This window comes from Pseudomonas sp. IT-P294 (assembly GCF_949767865.1).
Taxonomy (GTDB): Bacteria; Pseudomonadota; Gammaproteobacteria; order Pseudomonadales; family Pseudomonadaceae; genus Aquipseudomonas.
The window spans coordinates 82,399-101,307 of sequence record NZ_CATKQW010000002.1 but is presented as its reverse complement, the minus strand read 5'-3'; the positions used below and the strand labels follow the sequence as shown (position 1 = coordinate 101,307).

Below are 18,909 nucleotides of genomic sequence, written 5' to 3'. Positions count from 1 at the left end.
GTCTTCCCTTAGAATTCAAAGGTGGGTCTGCTTATTAGGATCAGAGGCACGGACTATAAGATTGAAGCCATGGAGCGGATAGCCGGATACGTCCGAGAGTTTTGCCAGCAAATTCGCAAAGAGATGGATGTCTCAGGAATCGTCTGACACGTGCAGTACATTCAGCACTTCAGTCACCGACCTAAACTCCCGATCCACCCCCGGCAACACCGGCCGCTGCAACACTATCACCGGCACCCCGCGTTCCCGCGCCACTTCCAGTTTCGGCTCCGTCGCGGTGCTGCCGCTGTTCTTGCTGATCAGCACATCAATCTGCCGGCGTTCAAACAGCTCCCGTTCGTCTTCGATCAGAAACGGGCCGCGTGCGCCGATGACTTCGCAGCGTTCGTTGCCGGGGTAAACGTCCAGGGCGCGCAAGGTCCAGAATTGCTCCAGGGGGATTTCGTGCAAGTGCTGCAACGGTTCGCGGCCGAGGGTGAACAGCGGTCGATGGAAGGGTTTCAAGGCTTCGATCAGCTCGGGCCAATCGCGGACGTCTCGCCAGTCATCGCCGACCTGTGGCTGCCAGGCGGGACGTCGTAACGCCCAGCAAGGAATGCCCGACAACTGTGCGGCGGTCACGGCGTTCTGGCTGATTTGTGCGGCGTAGGGATGGGTGGCGTCCAGCAGCAGATCGATTCCTTCCTCGCGAATGAACTGCGTCAGGCCTTCGGCGCCGCCATAACCGCCGACGCGCACCTGGCAGGTCAAGTCCGTTGGCACCCGTCCGACACCGGCCAGGCTGTAGATGTGCTGCGGCCCCAGGGTCCGGGCGATGGCCAGGGCTTCGGTGACGCCGCCGAGCAACAACATGCGCCTCATTGAAAAGCTCCCGCATGGCCGACAATCCCGCCCTGGCGATCGATGGCAAAGACTTCAACCTGGACCTGCGCCGGCACCACGCTGCGGGCAAACTCCAGCGCGTGCTGGCACACCGCGTCACCGAGGGCGATGCCCGCCGCGCTGGCCATCGCCAAGGCTTGCTGGCTGGTGTTGGCCTCGCGAATCCCTTGCTGCAATGCCTCGTCGGCGCCAATCGCGGCGGCCCATTCGGCCAGTTGCGGCAGGTCGATGCTCGAATGTCGGCTGTGCAAATCCATATGCCCGGCCGCCAATTTGCTGATCTTGCCGAAGCCGCCACACAGGCTGAGTTTATCCACCGGGACTTTGCGCAGGTGCTTGAGGACGGCGCCGACAAAGTCGCCCATTTCGATCAGGGCGATTTCCGGCAAGTCGTAGACCCGGCGCATGGTGTCTTCGCTGGCGTTACCGGTGCACGCGGCGATGTGCAGGTAGCCATTGGTCTTGGCGACGTCGATGCCTTGATGGATCGAGGCGATGTAGGCCGCGCAGGAAAACGGCCGGACAATGCCGCTGGTGCCAAGAATAGACAGCCCGCCGAGAATCCCCAGTCGCGGGTTCATGGTTTTCAGGGCCAGCGCTTCGCCGTCCTCAACGTTGACGGTGACCTCGAAGCCGCCGGTGTAGCCAAGTTCTGCAGCCAAAGACGTCAGATGATCGGTCATCATCTTGCGCGGCACTGGGTTGATCGCCGGCTCGCCGACGCCCAGCACCAGGCCCGGTCGGGTGACAGTGCCGACGCCACGCCCGGCTTTGAATTGAATGCCGGGCTCGGGGCTCAGTCGCACCTGGGAATACAACAGCGCGCCGTGGGTCACGTCGGGGTCATCGCCCGCGTCCTTGATCGTCCCGGCTTCGGCACCGTTATCGATCAGGCGACAGAACTCCAGGCGCATCTGCACCTGCTTGCCCTTGGGCAAAATGATCTCTACGGCGTCAGCGCTCACCCCGGTCAGCAACAAGCGAGCCGCCGCCAGGCTGGTGGCCGTGGCGCAGCTGCCGGTGGTCAGGCCACTGCGCAGAGGGGCAGGTTGCTCGGCGGTTTCGTCACGCATCGAAAGGCTTCGTCACATCCAGCAGGGTAATCGGCAACGCCTGTCGCCACGTGTCGAAGTCCCCCAGCGGCTGGGCCTGAGCGACGTGGATGCGGGTCAGTTCGCCGCCATGGCGTTCACGCCAGGCCATCAGGGTCACTTCGCTTTGCAGCGTGACCGCGTTGGCGATCAGCCGGCCACCGGGTTTGAGTTGCGCCCAACAGGTGTCGAGCACGCCCTCGCGGGTGACGCCGCCGCCGATGAAGATCGCATCCGGACGTTCGAGCCCTGCCAGCGCCAGCGGCGCACTGCCGCGAATCAATTGCAGGCCAGGGACGCCAAGGGCGTCGCGGTTGTGTTCGATCAATAATTGCCGGCCTTCATCGGCTTCGATGGCCAGTGCCCGGCAGGTCGGGTGGGCGCGCATCCATTCGATGCCGATCGAGCCGCTGCCGGCGCCGACATCCCACAGCAGTTCGCCGGGCACCGGTGCGAGGCGTGCCAGGGTGATGGCGCGCACGTCGCGCTTGGTCAATTGACCGTCGTGCCGGAAAGCCGAGTCGGGCAGGCCGGCCAGTCGCGACAGGCGCTGCATCTCTGGATCGGCGATGCACTCGATGGCGATCAGGTTCAGATCGGCGACCGATGGATCGTTCCAGTCATTGGCGACGCCATCGATACGTCGTTCGTCAGCACCGCCCAGATGTTCCAGCACACTGAGACGGCTCGGGCCGAAACCGCGCTCACGCAGCAGCGCTGCGACAGTGGCCGGGCTCTGTGCGTCATTGCTCAGCACCAGCAACCGTACGCCGCTGAACAACTGTGCGTTGAGTGCGGCGACCGGGCGAGCCACCACCGAAAGCGTCACGACGTCCTGCAATGGCCAGCCCATTCGCGCCGCCGCCAGCGAGCAGGAGGACGGTGCGGGCAAGACCTGCATTTCGTCGCTGGGCAGTTGCCGGGCGAGGCTGGCGCCGACACCGAAGAACATCGGATCGCCGCTGGCCAAGACACAGACCGGTTCCCCGCGCTGCGCCAGGACAGGGTCAAGGGAGAATGGACTGGGCCACAACTGCCGCGCACCGCGAATGCACACGGGCAGCAAATCCAGCTGCCGCTGCCCGCCAATGATCCGCGAAGCGCGCAGCAGGGCATGCCGGGCGTTTCTGCCCAGGCCCTTGAAGCCGTCTTCACCGATTCCCACTACTGTCAGCCACGGTGACATCTGCCGTCCTCAAAAAAAGTCCTCAAACGGACTGTTCCGACGGGCAGGCTTTTCATGCCGTCGAACAAAGCAGGCATAATACCGCGCCTTCGCCCGCGAAGCGCCTTTCCCACACAGCCGGTCGCCCCCTTGAACGAACGTCCGATGTCCACAGCCTTACGCCCCTCGGCCTGCCCGGGGTTGCTGCGTATCGTCCAGGCATTGGATGGCGGCATTTGCCGGATCAAATTGAATGGCGGCTCGATCAGTGCGGCGCAGGCCGACGCGGTGGCAGAGGCCGCCGAGCGCTTTGCCGGCGGCGTGATCGAGGCAACCAACCGCGCCAACCTGCAGATTCGCGGGATCGGCAGCGAACACCGTGCATTGATCGACAGCCTGATGGCCACCGGACTGGGCCCAAGCAGCGCTGGCGGCGACGATGTGCGCAACCTGATGCTCAGCCCGAGCGCCGGCATCGATCAGCAGATGCTGTTCGACACGCGTCCGCTGGCCGGGCAGATCCTTGCCACGCTGCAAAACCATGCACGCTTTCACGACCTCAGCGCCAAATTCGCCGTGCAACTCGACGGCGGTGAAGGTCTGGCGATGCTCGAACATCCCCATGATCTGTGGTTGTCCGCCACCGAGCGCAACGGCGAGCGCGTCTTCGCCTTCGGCTTGGCGGGATGCCCGGCGGACCTGCCGGCGGGCGCGGTGTCGCTGGAGCAGGGCCACGCGTTGGTGGTCGCGGTGCTGGAGCTGTTTCTGGAGTGTGCGCGCCCCGAGCAGACCCGCATGCGGCACTTGCTCGGCGAATGCTCGCTCGACCTGTTTCTCGCCCGCCTGGCCGAGCGCGTGCCATTGAAGTCCATCGAGGGCTGGCAGCGCACAGTCAGCTCAAATGTCTTGCACATCGGCGCGCATCCGCAGCGTGATGCCGGGCATGTCTATATAGGCGCGGTGCCGCCGTTGGGCCGCCTCAATCCCTCGATGCTCAGGGGCGCAGCGCAACTGGCGCGAGAGCGCGGCGACGGCAGTCTGCGTTTCACACCTTGGCAAAGTCTGTTGTTACCCGGTGTCCCCGTCGATGAGGCGGCGCACGTTATCCACAGCCTCGAACAGCTCGGCCTGCGCTGCTCGGCCGATGATGCCCTGACGCATTTGATTGCCTGCACCGGCTCGACCGGCTGCGCCAAAGGCCTGGCCGACACCAAGGGCGATGCCCGGCAGTTGGCGGCGTTGCTGCAAGGCCATGGCAAGACCCCGGATGTGCATGTGTCCGGTTGCCCGCGTTCCTGCGCGGCGGCGCACAGTGCGCCGATCACCTTGCTGGCGGTTTCACCCGGTCACTACGACCTCTATTTTCGCGATGCAGCGCAGCCGGGTTTCGGCGCGCTGCACGCACGCAACCTTACTATTGAAGCGGTCGCGGCCTTGCTCGACGACCGCTCACGGAGCCCCCTAGATGCTTGATTACATCCGCGACGGTCAGGAGATCTATCGCAACTCCTTCGCGATCATTCGTGCCGAGGCCAACCTTGAGCGCATTCCGGCCGACCTGGAAAAACTCGCGGTGCGGGTGATCCACGCGTGCGGCATGGTCGATGCGATCGACGGTCTGCAATTTTCTGACGGCGCGGGCAAGGCCGGGCGTGATGCGCTGGCCGCTGGCGCACCGATTCTGTGTGATGCGCGGATGGTGTCTGAAGGTGTGACCCGCACGCGCTTACCCGCGAACAATCAAGTCATCTGCACCCTGCGCGACGACAGTGTTCCGCAGCTGGCCCTTGAGCTGGGCAACACCCGCTCCGCCGCTGCGCTGGAGCTGTGGCGTCCGCACCTGGAAGGCAGTGTGGTGGTGATCGGCAACGCGCCAACGGCGCTGTTTTATCTGTTGGAAATGCTCGACGCCGGTGCACCAAAACCGGCGCTGATTCTTGGCTTTCCGGTGGGCTTCGTCGGCGCAGCCGAATCGAAAGCAGCGCTGGCGGCGGACAGTCGCGGCGTGCCGTTTGTCATCATGAAGGGCCGGCTGGGTGGCAGTGCCATGGCCGCCGCCGCCGTTAATGCCCTCGCCACGGAGATCGAATGATGCAGCAGCCTGGACGCTTGATCGGCCTGGGCGTCGGCCCCGGTGACCCGGAACTGATTACCGTCAAAGCCCTGCGCCTGTTACGCGAATCACCCGTGGTGGCGTACTTCGTTGCCAAGGGCAAAAAGGGCAACGCCTTCGGCATCATCGAAGCGCATTTGCAGGACGCGCAAACGCTGTTGCCACTGGTGTATCCGGTGACCACCGAAGCGTTGCCGGCGCCGCTGTCGTACGAGCAAGTGATCAGCGATTTTTACGATGCGGCGGGCGAAGAACTCGCCGCGCACCTGGACGCTGGCCGAGACGTGGCGGTGATCTGCGAAGGCGATCCGTTCTTCTATGGCTCCTACATGTACCTGCACGATCGTCTGGCCGAGCGTTATGAGGCCGAAGTGGTGCCGGGTGTCTGCTCGATGCTTGGTGGCGCTTCTGTCCTGGGCGCGCCGCTGGTGTATCGCAATCAGAGCCTGTCAGTGCTGTCCGGCGTGCTGCCTCACGATGATCTCAAACGTCGTCTGGCGGATGCCGATGCGGCGGTGATCATGAAGCTGGGGCGCAACTTTCCCAAGGTCCGCCAGGTGCTCGAAGAACTCGGCCTGGCGCAGCGTGCGCTGTACGTCGAGCGCGCGACCATGGCCAATCAGAAAATCGTGCCGCTGGATCAGGTCGAACCAATGTCCTCGCCGTACTTCTCATTGATCATCGTTCCCGGCGAAAGGTGGCAAGGCTGATGTCCCGTCCAGTTCCGGCCATTGTCATTCTGGGCAATGGCAGCCTTGCCACTGCGCGCAAGATTGCGCAGGTGTACCCCGGCGCATTGATCCATGGCCTGGCCGAGCGGGTTGAAGGCGCCGACCGCGTTTATCACGAGTTTGGCGCGACCTTGCGTGAGTTCTATCAACAGGACATCCCGATCATTGCCTTGTGCGCGGCCGGCATCGTCATCCGCACCCTGGCACCGTTGCTGCTGGAAAAAGGCGCCGAGCCGCCGGTTCTGGCCGTGGCCGAAGACGGTAGCGCGGTAGTGCCGCTGCTGGGCGGTCTGGGTGGAGTGAACGTCATGGCGCGGGAAATCGCCGCCGGGCTCGACGTCTCTGCGGCCATCACCACCAGCGGCGAATTGCGCTTCGGTACGTGCCTGCTCAATCCACCGAGCGGTTACACGCTGGGCGATCTGGAGCTGGGCAAACGCTTTGTCTCGGACCTGTTGGCGGGCCAACCCGTGCGCATCGAAGGCGCTGCGCCCTGGCTGGCGCAAGCGCAGTTGCCGGAAGATCCCGAGGCCGCGTTGTCGATCCACATCGGCAGTGCCGAGCGCGTGCCAGCGGCCAATGAATTGATGATCTACCCGCGCAGCGTGCTGGTGGCTGTGAGTGGCGAAATCACGCAGGTGCCGAGCGCCATTCGCACGGCGCTGCGGCAGGCGAACATCGCCGTGCAATCGTTGGCGTGCCTGCTCGCCAGCGAGCAGCAGATGGCCAACCCGGCGTTGCGTGAGGCAGCACTTGAGTTGGGCGTGCCGCTGCGTTTTGCCTCGGTTGGCGGCGACGCCAACGTACTGGCCCGTCACGCGCTGCCGGACGCCGCCATCGTTTCGCAGGGCAACGGCCTGGCGATTGCGCTGGCCAGCCAGCCGCTGGACGTAGCGCAGATCGGTCGTGCGCGCGGGCGTCTCGCGGTGATCGGTCTGGGCCCGGGTGCCGCCGAGCTGATGGTGCCGGCGGTCAAGGCTGAACTGGCGCGCGCCAACGATGTGCTCGGTTACGAAACCTACGTGCGCATGGCCGGTCCGTTTCGTGATGATCAGGTGCTGCATTGCACCGACAATCGCGAGGAAATGCAGCGCGCTCGCCATGCTTTCGAACTGGCCGCTCAAGGGCGCTCGGTGGTGGTCGTATCGTCGGGTGATCCCGGCGTGTTTGCCATGGCCGCCGCTGTGCTTGAAGCGTTGCATGAATCGAGCGAGCCGAGTTGGCACAGCGTTGATCTGGAAATCCTTCCGGGCGTCTCTGCGTCGCTGGCGACGGCGGCCCAGGCCGGTGCGCCGTTGGGGCATGACTTCTGCGTCATGTCGCTGTCGGACAACCTCAAGCCATGGGCAATCATCGAAAAACGCCTGGACCTGGCGTCTCAGGCCGATTTGGCGCTGGCGTTCTATAACCCGATATCCCGTTCCCGCCCGTGGCAATTGGGCCGTGCGCTGGAGATTGTCGCGCAGCACCGCACCGCTGAAACGCCGGTGGTATTGGGGCGGGACATCGGCCGTCCGGGGCAGACCCTGCGTGTAATCACGTTGGGGCAGCTGACCCCGGATCAAGTGGACATGCGCACCATGGTGCTGATCGGTTCCTCGACAACCAGCACCTTCCCTCGTGCCGAGGGTGGCCAGTGGGTGTATACGCCACGCTGGTACGGCGACAAGCCAGCTGGTTAAGCCATCGCGGCCAGCCCGGCTGGCCGCAACTTCTCTTTCAGTGCGTAGGATTTTTCACCGCGCCTCCCTGGAAACTCGCTCGCAAACCCGTCGTACATCGCCATAACGCGGCTGGAAAATGCCCAAATCCGTTCAGGACTCTTCGTTACTTTGACCGTCATGTTGTGAAACAACCGACACAGCCCATGCTGTTTGCGGCCATGCGCCAGTCGTTAATAAACATGTCAGGTAAAGATCAAAAGTTACACTTATATATCGGGATTAAGTGTAATTAATTAATGAGTTCGCGAGTTGGTTGAAGTTGTTGTGGTCGTCGTTTAGTGTTTTTCGAAGTTGGCACTGATTGAGCGGTTTGCAAGTTACGCTGGTTAAGTACAGTCGCTTGCTTTATTAATCATTGTTCTCTTTTTCGACTTGTTTCAATCATTCACGATGGGTCGCGCTCCGATTACATATCGAGGCATTGCGCTGCGCCGCCCACTGTTTCTTATCCAGCGTTCTCAACGATGACAGGATGTGATGCGTTATGAATATCGATAACCGGGTGGCGGACGGGTTCAAGGAGTTTGCCGCTTTGTTTCAACGTGCTGAACTTGAAACGGCACTCAAAGACTTCAAGGGAACGCCCGAATACGAGGCGATCGTGCGGTATTACCTTGCGTGTACCCGTGTCTTGGCCCCCGAGCGACAACGTGAGCCGGTCGCGTTGCTCAAGGAAGCCCTGGCGTACTTGCAGACACCGCAAGGGCGACGTCGTCGAGCCTCTAAGCTGGAACACCCACCTCAGCCGAAAGGGACACAGGCACCGGACCTGATGGAGATCCACGACAGGGTTGAAGCCTTTCAGGACCGCTTGAACAGCCACGTCATGCTCCTTCAATCGATACCCGTCGACGTACCGAAGACTCTGCACTTTGTCTGGCTGGGGGGCGGTCTGGGGGCTATTCAGCGCGACTACATCAATGTCTGGAAGCAGGTGCTGGCGCATCGGGGTTATACATTGAAACTCTGGTATGACAGTGACGCGCTGCTCGCCCACGAAACCAACCGGATCATTATCCAGGCGGCGAAAGCGCACGCCATGACCCAAGGAGGAGACACGCTCGATAACCCCGGAGAACTGGAGCGACGCTACGAAGAACGGGCGATCGTGCTCAAGACGCAGATGTTTGAGCATATCAACGAGGTGGTAAAAAAAGGCGGAAGCGCCGACGACGCGAGAGTTGATCTTCTCGTGCGCGCTTATGCTCAGGATGAAGTGGCGCTCAAGGCGTTGCGCGATAAAAACCTGCGCAGCGTCGCCCTCGAGGGGCTGGAACGACGGGATGTAAAAACAGAACAGTCTTCGTTTCAAGTGAACGATATTTATCAGCGTGAAATCCGACTACGGGGAAACCTGGCAGCGGCCTCTGATGTGGTGCGGGTCGAAGTGTTATTTGCCGAAGGCGGTATTTATTCCGATGTCGATAATCTGCCGCCACTGGCCGACTCCGTTGGCACAGTGGATGTCAGTCACTTCGATCCCAATGCGCGGTTGGGCGTTGTGCAGTTGCTGCTCAATCACAACCCGCAGTGGATGCCGGGCCGTGAGGCAAACAAGTACGCAAGTTTTCTGGAGAGAATTCCTCTGCAACATCGCGAAACCCTTGAGCGTTTTGCCAAGAACACACCCGCGTTGACCGATGTTTTTCTTCTGCCACAAGACCAACGTGTCCGACTCGATGGTCTGCGCGCTGTCATCGACTCCAACAGCCTCAGCAATGCATGGTTGATGGCGCACGCGAAGTCGCAAATGCTGGGTGCCGTGCTCAAGCGCTTCAGGATCAACTACGACGTTCTCGACGCAGTGACGCAGCGGGCCGTCCAGGACGGCGTCCCTTTGTCCGATGTTCAGGCGCTGAGCAAGATAGCGAAGGAAGTTGCGCAGCAAACCTTCGGCCCCTTGGACAGGTTGCCCGAGCTTGAAGAAATGGCTGCCGAATTCTTGATGCGGGGCGTCGTCGGCTATTTTGGTGATGGCCTGCTGCCGGGCAGTGACGGCACCATCTATCTCACAGGACCCGCAGCGGTACGCCACGCAATGGCTGATGCCTTGCAGATGCCTTACACCACTGAACTTGTTGAGCAATGGAACGCAGAGGCGATACTCGCCGATAGCGTCAACCGCTTTACCGAAGAGGAGCTGGACCACTCCTGGAAAGAGGCCGAGGGCAATGCTCACCGATGGCTCGCCGAGGAAAAAAAACGCTGGAAGGCAGGGGCGTTCAAGGCGCGCTACGCCGGTGATCTGACGCAGCTGCTTGACTATCAACGCATTGATTTCGAGGAAGGCTGGCCGGTTATCGAAGGTCGCCACGTGCTGATCACCGATGTGTTGCAACGCCTGGCTGATCATCTCGGCAAGCCGTTCCTTCAAGCCATGCGTGAACGCCATACCGGCAGCGTGACGTTTGATCAGTGGGTGTCCCTGAGCTTCGATGACCGGCAACTGATCATCGCGCAGCCGGCCAGTGTGCGGCCGCCGGCTTCGCTCCCCGACCCCGACACGCGAGACCTGGCGGTGGGTGAATTGCTCAACCGGATCGCCAGGGAATCGCTGCCCATCGGCCAGGTGAATCCGTTGCAACGCCTGATGCTGGGGGCATTGTCGGGGGCCACGATGCTGGATAACCGAAGCTTCGACGCCGTCAGTGCAAAGCTGGAAAACCTCGCCAACACGGTGGCAGAGCTGGGGCCGTCCCTCGCTTACTCGGCGATAGAGCATGCATTGTTCAACGTCCACAGCCCCGCTTTCGAAGACGGATTGAGCAGTGGTTCCGAGCATTCGCCGAGCTTCGCCGAAACGGCCACTCAACTCAGGCAGCGGGCGCTTGCGCAGGACCTGACGCTGTATCAATGGGGCCAATCTGTTGCCCGGATTCAGCAAGTGGCGAAGCTTGAATACCGGACCCGGATTGTCGAACGCGCGGAGGAGGTGCTGGGCAGTTTCGACGAGGGCTATTTCAAACTGGTGCCGCAGGACTTGTTGCTCGAAGGAACCGGCGACCGCGTGGCTGGACGTTGCCTGCCTCTGGCCTTGAGCATGGCCGGTGCGATCACCAAGGGCGGTCAGGCGGCCAACACGTTGCGTGAGCGGTTTTATCTGGGCGTCATCGCCGCCAGGGACAGCGATTCCAAAACCTTCCTGAGCATGCTCGAGGAGCTTCGCGGCGTTCAGCTCAGCGAGATCGGCATGACGTTGCCTCGCGCCGATCTGGCGGGTGTCGTGGCACGACTGGAGGCGCAACCCTTAACCTGCACCTTGATGCTCAACACTGACAGTCATGCCATGTTGGTCGCCAAAACAATCAACGCCGGGCAGAGCACCTGGCATTTTTTCGATCCGAATTTTGGTGTCTTCGAATTCGATCAAGCGGACTCGTTCAGCAAGGCGCTGACCGCGTTTTTCATCCAGCACGAAATGGCCAGGAACTACGCGGCGTCCTTCGTCGGGGGGCGCCCGCAGTTTGACCTGATCGCACTCGATGGCGACGCACTGAACCGGCAGGTGTTCCGCTCCGGCCTGCCGCTTTCCACTCTGTTTGAGCCCGGGCCGCTGCCGGAGCAGATGACACCCCCGCTGCGGCAACGGTTGGCCAGCGGTCGCGGCCAATCCCTGGTGAACAACGCCACGCTGGGCCGTTCGTTGCTGGAGCTTGATGCGCAGGGGTGGGGAGAGCAGATTGCGCAGGCGACCCGCCAGTTACAGGCGCAGCATCAACTGTCACCGGATACCGTACCGTTGTTTGAAACGCTGCACGTCACGCCGACCGGCGAGTACACGCTGAGCCTGGTCAATCCCAAAGCCGGACAGGCCATGATGTCTGTCACCAGCGGCGATCATCGATTCATCGGGATCAAGCAATACCTGTCCCGGGTCTTCGAAACCCTGGGCGGCCGCCAGCCCGTCAATGAGGTCGATCCCACGGAGGCCGGCAGCGTCCACACCCTCAACGCCGGTTTTACCGTACAAGCCTTGATGAACGCGTTGCGTCATCACGAAAAGGCCGCCAGCGAAGAGAACAATGCCCTGACCACGGCCATTCGCCTGCATGCCTATGTGAATCATGCCCAGTTGGTGCATGGCAATGTGGTGGATGTGGTGGGCGTCATCCAACTGGTCCGGCAGGCGCTGAACGACGAGAAGGTGATTGCTCGCACCAGTGCTCCGCTGGTGCGCGGGGCGCTGGGGCATATCGGTAATGAAGGCGTGGGGACCGTGCTGGGGTTGGTGAATGTCGGGTTCGATATCTATCAGTTGAACCACGCGGCCAATGACATTGAAAAGGCGCAGTTTGGCAGTCAGTTGGCCTTCGATTCTGCCAGCGCGGCGCTGGCTGCCGCGGGCATTGGTGCCGCCCTGGTCGGGGCCGGCACGGCTGCCGCGGTGTTGGGTGGCGCGAGTGTCATTCTGGGCGGTCTGGCCGTGGGGGTTGCCGCGCTGGCCGAAGGGTTTGCCGCCATTGCAGAAGAAGCCAAACAGGTTGGACAGTTTTTTGGCCGCCTCGAAAGTGCTTATCGGCAGGGCGGGTATCACCTGGATGAAGCCTCCAATACCTGGATCGCTCATCCACTGCCGGGTTTCGCCGAGCTGGACCTGCGCGCATCGATCGTGCGCTTCGACAGCCCGAGATTATTCCCGTTACATGACCACCTGGGTGTCCCGGATTTCGATGTCGATTATGAGCGCGGCATCAATATCCGTCAGGGTCTTGGACTGCCCGACACGGCTGCGTTCAAGCCACTGGCCGGCCAGACGATCGTGCTGCCCTGCACGCCCAAAACCTGGTACGGCTACGATTACACGTTGTTGCCCTTTGCCACGACCCGCCATGACGCCGGGTTCGATACGGCGCGTCGGCTGGAGCAGAAAGACAGCGACGGTCGATTGCAGTTTCTGTTCTCGTTTTATTCGTTTCCCGGCGAATACGTGATCAGTCGGCTGAACCCTGTCTACAAACCCACCGTATTCAACGTCCGCCTCGACCGCATCGAACGCTCGTTGGTGGTGCCCGTGCTGCCCAAGGTGTGGCACGACCTGATTACCTACCGTATCGAAGGTGCCGGCAGCCAGTGCTCGGTCCTGCTCAACCCCGGCGTCAGCCTGGAGCTCGATGCGCCGGGTAATGGCGTCATGCGCTGGGTGATTGAGGCCCGCTGGCTTAGCGAAGAGGCGATCCAGATAACACGCGCCGATCAATTCTCGGCCGGCATGGTTGGCGTCAAGCTGACGGGGACCGCCCGGCGCGAGGTGCTGTTCAATCTGGCAGGCAACAAAGTCCTGCGTCTGGACCAGAACACCCTGCAATTAGTGCTGGTCGAAGAAGCGGCCGGCGTCACGCTTGGCGAGCAGGCATTGCTCGATCACTTCAAGACGCTGGCTCAAGCGCACAGGCTGGCGATGCCTTACACCCCGGTCCACGGGTTTGTCGTTCCCTTCGAAAAGCCGGACGAGCCCAGGACCGTCGTGGCCTTTTACGACGTGGCTCAGGATCGTTTCCTGTACATCCGTAACCACGACGTGTTGCTGGCCGACGAGGTCATGCTGGGAGCCGTCGTGCAGGGCTGCGCCTACTTTTATCATCCCCAGGGGTATGAAATCTGGCAGGTCGACGCGACCACCGGCACGCTCATCCAGCGCTATCGCTTATGGGTGACCAATGCCGACACCCAGATCACCGGCGTTACTCTCCTGGCCAGCGGTGCCATTCAGATCGTCCAGAAGGTGTCGCGCCAGGACGGCGCTCATGATGAGCTCGTCTTCCTGGTTCATGAGCAGAGGGCGTTGCTGTGCTCCATCACCCGTAACCTCGACCCAGCGTTAGCGACATTATTGGCGGGAGACACGCTGGCTGACTGGACGCCGATCCTGGGCGACTTTGTGCCGCCCAAGGCCAGCCATACAGTCGATTGGCAGTTTGCGGCGTTGATCTCTGTCTGCTGGCTGATTGAGGCCGATGTGCGGGATCTGGTGTGGGTTCGCGACAGGGATCGCAGGATCATTCGCGCACCTGCCCGTGGGCACCGCGCACGAGGGTGGCCGGATTCGATCAAGACGCTGGACGACCTGGTGCTGATTGGCCCGGCCGGCGCCGATGCCGATGTGATGGTCACTTTTGATAAGACCCACCGCACCCTGGTGCGCCAGCAATGGTCAGTGGCAGGCGATCGCGGGCAATGGGTCAACACGCACATCGCGCCAACGGGGTTGAAGGAGGTGATTGCCCTTGATTCGGGTTATGTCGCCCTCACCGATGCCGGGCTTTTTTACAATCTGAGCGAACAGGGGCATCTGCAATTTGGCGGGCTGGCCGACGCCTGGTTCCTGGATCGGCCGCAGTGGTGGTCGGCACTGCCCGGCATTGCGACGCAGTACCCGGTCTCAAGCTTTGCCTTGCTGGGTTTGATCAGCACCCCAGGCGATACGAAGCTGTGCGCCTGGTACGTGGGCGATCGGCTCCTGCTCTCGAGCCTTGGCCATGGAAAACCGGTGCGCTTGCTCAATGTCTCCCCGGATGGACAGGCCGTCTGGTTGTTTGATCTTTCAACGGGCGGCGTGTATCGGCAGGACTTCACCGACGTCGCGGTTCTGGATAAGGCTTTCGCCGAGGGTTCGCGACAGGTGTCCGCGACGGCAGTGCCGGCACCGCAGCGGGAGTGGGATTCGTGGCGCTTTGCCGAGGTCACGGTCGACGGTGCAGGCCTTCGGGCAACAACCCCTGAAGGCATCCAGCTGGCGTTGGATTACCGGGAGCCGGCATTGATTACCGGCGTCGACGGTCATTGGGTTGCCAGCCATGACGGTGACTTGAGCGAGGCCTTGCTGGCGCTCGCTAACGAGCATCGATGCGCACCTTTTCTAACCGTTGCAGCGCCCGACAGTCACCAATGGTTTGTGGTTAAAACCGGGCGATTGATCCGCGTCGCGAATACCGACATAAGGTTCGCCTACGAGCTGATCGGCACTCAGAAGCAAACCAGCGTGCTGCTGCATGAACGGCCAGAAGGGCGCCTGAGCACCTATCCGCAAAAGGTCCATGCCGGGCCGCTCGACTATGTCCAGCGAACAGCCGAAGTGCAGGTGATCGACGCTCCGGCGAGGAGTCAGGACCTGCTGCCATTGCTCGCCGATGATGTCAGCATCCTGGTCCTCAAGATGGGACAAGGCGCCGTCACGAGCCGGCTCACCCTCGCGATCTGGTTGAAACTTGAATCGGTGATTGTCGATTGCCGCTATGCACTGGGCCAGCCGCCTTTGATTCCAGGCAAGTTGATCTGGGATATCAAGGTTGCCGATCAGTTATGGGCGAGCCTGGTGGATGAGCACTTGGTGATTGTCGATGCGGACAACGGGCACAGTTTGATATTCCGGGGCGTGCATGGCAGCGACGTGAGCGGGCGTGGCGATGTGTTTCTTTCGATGGAAGGGTATGTGTCGTGCGCTGTTTCGACCTTGGTCGCCGCGCTGGTGGCGCAAAAGGCTCACTCGCAAAGTATCGGTCTTAAACAGCTCTTGTCGTTGAGCCGTGCACCGTCGATGCCGGAGCGTTTAGCGCTGGCTTGAAGGCGCGCAGGTCGGTTTCTCTCGGCCAAGACGCAAAAACGCCCCTTTCGGGGCGTTTTTGTTGATGGAGGACAACAGCGCTTTCTCGCGTTTTATGGCCGCTTCCTCCCATCGGAGGAACGGCAATTGACCGGACCCATCTTGCCCAAGCCGAGGCCGAAGGTTGTAACCAGCGGCCTGTGTGTTCAGGGAACCAGATAACCCTTGACCCCGGTAAAGATGATCTGCGCCGCGAGCGCACAGACAAACAAACCCATCAACCGACTGACGATCTGCAAACCCTGGTCACCGAGAATCCGCTCGATCCGGTTCGACAGGTAAAGCACCACGCCAACCGTAAAACTGGCCAAGGCAATACTGAGAATCGCCGTGAGCTTGTCGTCCCAATGCGGCTGGCTGATGCCCATCACCAGCAAGGCACCGATGGTGCCGGGACCGACCGTGAGGGGGATGGTCAGCGGGACGATCGTCACATCCTGCTGCACATTGTCGGTCTGTACCGCTGACTTGCCTTGGGCCATGCCTAATGCGGAGATGAACAACACGCTGCCGGCTCCGATGCGGAACGCGTCGACGGTGATGCCGAAGACGCTGAAAATCACGCGTCCGAAGAGGTACAGCAAGACGCTGGAGACCAGTGTGGCAACGGCTACTTTCCAGGCCAGGCGCCGTTGTTCCTTGCGCGAATAGCCGCGGGTCAGACTGATGAAGCAGGACAACACGAAGAACGGGCTATAGAGCACCAGCATCTTCAGGTAAACGCTGAATAACACATGGAGCATGATGCAGGCTCACAGTCTGGGAAAGTCGAGGGGGAGTCTATCAGGCGTTACGAGGTCTGTCGGCTCAGGAGGTTTGAGCCGTCGCCCGGTTTTGCTGATCCCGTTCCGCCACCCAGTGCTCAATCAAGTCGCGCAACTGCGACAGCTCGACCGGTTTTGCCATGTGCCCGTCCATGCCGGCCTGGCGCGCGCGCTCTTTGTGCTCGGCGAGAATGTGCGCGGTCAATGCCACCACGGGGGTGCGAACTCGCTGGTTGCCGACCTCCCAGGCACGCAATTGTTGGGTCGCGGAGAACCCGTCGAGGATCGGCATTTCACAGTCCATCAACACCAGGTCATAGCGCTGGGCTTTCATCGCCTGCAAGGCTTCTTCGCCATTGCTGGCGGTATCCGGTTGCAGGTTGAGCTTGCCGAGCATGCCGCGAATCACTTTGGTCGAGATGCTGTTGTCTTCTGCCACCAGGATGCGGAAATCGCTTGGGACCTTGACCGGAAGCATCGGGCCGGTTGGCAAGTGCTGCGACATGGCCTGGCCTTTGTTGCGCTGGTTCAGCTCGTCGGCCAGGGTGGTCTTGAGGGTGTAGCCGGCCACCGGTTTGGCCAGAATGCGTTTGACTCCGGAGTTACGCGCGATGATCTTGCTCGGTGCATTGCTGATGCCGGTGAGCATGATCAGCAGAATATCGTGGTTCAGGCTCGGGTCTTCCTTGATCTTGGCCGCCAGTTGCATACCGGTCATGCCAGGCATGTTCTGGTCGAGCAGAACCACATCGAAGTAGTCGCGCAAGTGCGCTTTGGTGCGCAGTAATGCCAACGCCTCTTTACCCGACGGAACGGCACTGACGTTCAGGCCCCAGGCGCTGCATTGCTGCACCAGCACCTTGCGGCAGGTGTCGTTGTCATCGACCACCAGCACGCGTGCACCTTGCAGCGGACCATCGAGGTCTGAGGTCGGATGCTCGAGTCGATCAGGGTCCAATGGCAGGGTCAGCCACAAGGTGCTGCCCTGGTTGGCGCCGCTCTTGATGCCGAACTCACCCTGCATCAGGCGAATCAACTGACGGGCAATCACCAGCCCCAGATTACCGCCCAGGCTGGTCGCCGAGAGGAAGTGCTTGCTGTGCAGCTCGGCGTGCATCAGGGCATCACGCTCTTCGGGCTCCATCGGCACGCCGCTGTCCTGCACGGCGATGCGCAGGCGCGGTTTGGCGCTGCGGTCATCGAGGGCGACGACGATCAGGATCTCGCCTTCGTCGGTTTTCTTGAGTGCGTTTTCCAGCAGGCTCAGCAAGGTCTGGCGCAGGCGCGTCGGGTCACCGCTGATGACGCGTGGCACTTGTGGCTGGATGAAGCTGATCAGCTCGACGTTCTGCTGTTCGGCCTTGGCGCGGAAGATGCTCAGGCAGTCTTCGATCAGGGCATTGAGGTCGAACTGCACATCGTCCAGTTCGATTTGCCCGGACTCGAGCTTGGAGATGTCGAGAATCTCGTTGATCAGCGTCAGCAGTTCGTTGCCGGCACTGTGGATGGTCTGCACATAGTCGCGCTGTTTGACCGACAGAGGCGTGCCCAGCAGTAACTCGGTCATGCCCAGCACGCCATTCATCGGGGTGCGGATTTCATGGCTGATCTTGGCGAGGAATTCGGCCTTGGCGTTGATCTCGGCATTGCTGGCCGCCAGGTCTCGACTGATGCTGAAGCGATCCTCAGTGATGCTGCGCTGGCGTTCACTCAGGGCAATGCTCATCAGCAGGCCACTGACGCAGATGAACGTGAGCAGCGTGATGATCAGGCCTTGTGGGGCAACCTGTGTCAGCCCCAACAGGGCCGGCAAAATGATCAACGTGCCGATGTTGAACACCACCATCGCCGCAACGAAAAGGCGAGCCGGACGATAGCCTTTTTGCCAGTGATGGGCGCCGACGAACAACATGCTCAGACCGGCGAGCGCCACCAGGGCGTAGGTCATGATATTGAGCGGCAGCGTGTTAACGAATAACAGCAACAAGCCGCAGACCACGATGAACAGGATATCTCCCAGCAACAGCTTGTTCAGCGGATGCGGGCCGAGTGGGGCGAAGAAACGATAGGCAAACATCAGGCCGCAGGGCGCCGTCAGCAGCAAGGCAAGGTAGGCGCCGGGCGTTTGCACGGCATGCCAGTCGGGTAACCAGGGGCCGGCCAGATTCAGTAGCAACAGCAGGCTGAGCATCAGCAGCGCCTCGCATCCGGCGAGCCACACACTGCTGCGTGATCGCGTATACGCGTAGCGCACGAGGTTGTGCAGGATCAGCATCCCGATGCAACCGAACAGCAGGCCGTAAATCAACGTCTGCTTCTGGTTGGCGGCGGTCATGATCGCCGATTGCAGGGTGATGAAGGGCCGCAACTGGTGTTCGGACACGAGTCGCAGGTAGACCTCGAGGGGTTTGTCGCTTTGTGGCAGCGGCAACATGAAGTCGCTGCTGGGCAGGGGACGCTCAGTCTGGGGTTGCGAGGTGCCGGTGTTCAATTGATCGATCAGCGTGTCGCCGTCGAGCACATACAGGTTGAGGTGCGACAGGTCGGGGGCGAACACTCGCAGCAATTGCTCGTGTTTGCCGGGCGCCAGCCTGAAGCGCAGCCACAACGCCCCTCCGGGCTCGGCCGCGGTCAGGCGGTCCAGTTCGGTGGGGCTGAATTGATTGGTGTAGCGAGCGGAACGGATGTCGCTCAGCTGCAGGTCGCCCTGTTCATCAAGCAATACTGCCCAGCCACTGCCTTGCGCGGCGAGCGCCGGCAGCATGCAGAGCAAGGTCAGCAATGTGACAGTGAAACCTATGGCAATCCTGAGCCAGCGCACGGCGAAATCCCTTCGTAG

General features: G+C 61.4%; 10 protein-coding genes. 5 read left to right on the top strand and 5 right to left on the bottom strand.

The genetic code is table 11. The features are described from left to right. Positions 1-132: 132 nt before the first annotated feature. Genes ACM6I0_RS01690 through cbiE form a run of 3 tightly spaced genes read right to left on the bottom strand, consistent with a single transcriptional unit; the run spans position 133 to position 3,159 of the window. Positions 133-861: a cobalt-precorrin-6A reductase gene (locus ACM6I0_RS01690; protein WP_414921330.1), complete on the bottom strand. Its 729-nt coding sequence runs from the start codon at positions 859-861 to the stop codon at positions 133-135. Next, a complete protein-coding gene (locus ACM6I0_RS01685) occupies positions 858-1,955 on the bottom strand; it encodes a cobalt-precorrin-5B (C(1))-methyltransferase (RefSeq protein ID WP_285431874.1) in 1,098 nt (365 codons plus the stop codon). Before ACM6I0_RS01685 ends, ACM6I0_RS01690 begins: the two co-directional genes overlap by 4 nt. Beyond that, the gene (cbiE, locus tag ACM6I0_RS01680; RefSeq protein ID WP_414921329.1) at positions 1,948-3,159 is read right to left on the bottom strand and encodes a precorrin-6y C5,15-methyltransferase (decarboxylating) subunit CbiE; all 1,212 of its coding nucleotides are present in this window, start codon (positions 3,157-3,159) and stop codon (positions 1,948-1,950) included. Before cbiE ends, ACM6I0_RS01685 begins: the two co-directional genes overlap by 8 nt. Before the next feature lie 144 nt (positions 3,160-3,303). Between cbiE and cobG the strand changes: the two genes are divergently transcribed. The 5 genes from cobG to ACM6I0_RS01655 all read left to right on the top strand — a co-directional run bounded on the left by cobG (position 3,304) and on the right by ACM6I0_RS01655 (position 15,267). Next, complete coding sequence (cobG, locus tag ACM6I0_RS01675) at positions 3,304-4,611, top strand: precorrin-3B synthase (RefSeq protein WP_285431876.1); 1,308 nt, start codon at positions 3,304-3,306, stop codon at positions 4,609-4,611. Beyond that, positions 4,604-5,230, top strand: a complete 627-nt coding sequence (locus tag ACM6I0_RS01670) for a precorrin-8X methylmutase (protein WP_414921328.1) — start codon at positions 4,604-4,606, stop codon at positions 5,228-5,230. The genes cobG and ACM6I0_RS01670 overlap by 8 nt, the downstream gene beginning before the upstream one ends. After that, a complete protein-coding gene (locus ACM6I0_RS01665) occupies positions 5,230-5,961 on the top strand; it encodes a precorrin-2 C(20)-methyltransferase (protein WP_033063954.1) in 732 nt (243 codons plus the stop codon). Before ACM6I0_RS01670 ends, ACM6I0_RS01665 begins: the two co-directional genes overlap by 1 nt. Continuing rightward, positions 5,961-7,664, top strand: a complete 1,704-nt coding sequence (cobJ, locus tag ACM6I0_RS01660) for a precorrin-3B C(17)-methyltransferase (RefSeq protein ID WP_414921327.1) — start codon at positions 5,961-5,963, stop codon at positions 7,662-7,664. The genes ACM6I0_RS01665 and cobJ overlap by 1 nt, the downstream gene beginning before the upstream one ends. 526 nt (positions 7,665-8,190) lie before the next feature. Continuing rightward, positions 8,191-15,267 (top strand): TcdA/TcdB pore-forming domain-containing protein, encoded by a 7,077-nt coding sequence (locus ACM6I0_RS01655; RefSeq protein ID WP_414921326.1) that lies wholly within the window; start codon positions 8,191-8,193, stop codon positions 15,265-15,267. 185 nt (positions 15,268-15,452) lie between these two features. On the opposite strand, the gene ACM6I0_RS01650 is transcribed toward ACM6I0_RS01655, so the two are convergent. Both ACM6I0_RS01650 and ACM6I0_RS01645 read right to left on the bottom strand, forming a co-directional pair. After that, positions 15,453-16,049, bottom strand: a complete 597-nt coding sequence (locus ACM6I0_RS01650) for a MarC family protein (protein ID WP_285431882.1) — start codon at positions 16,047-16,049, stop codon at positions 15,453-15,455. A 64-nt stretch (positions 16,050-16,113) separates the two neighbouring features. Beyond that, positions 16,114-18,891, bottom strand: a complete 2,778-nt coding sequence (locus ACM6I0_RS01645; RefSeq protein WP_285431883.1) for a hybrid sensor histidine kinase/response regulator — start codon at positions 18,889-18,891, stop codon at positions 16,114-16,116. Positions 18,892-18,909: the final 18 nt, after the last annotated feature.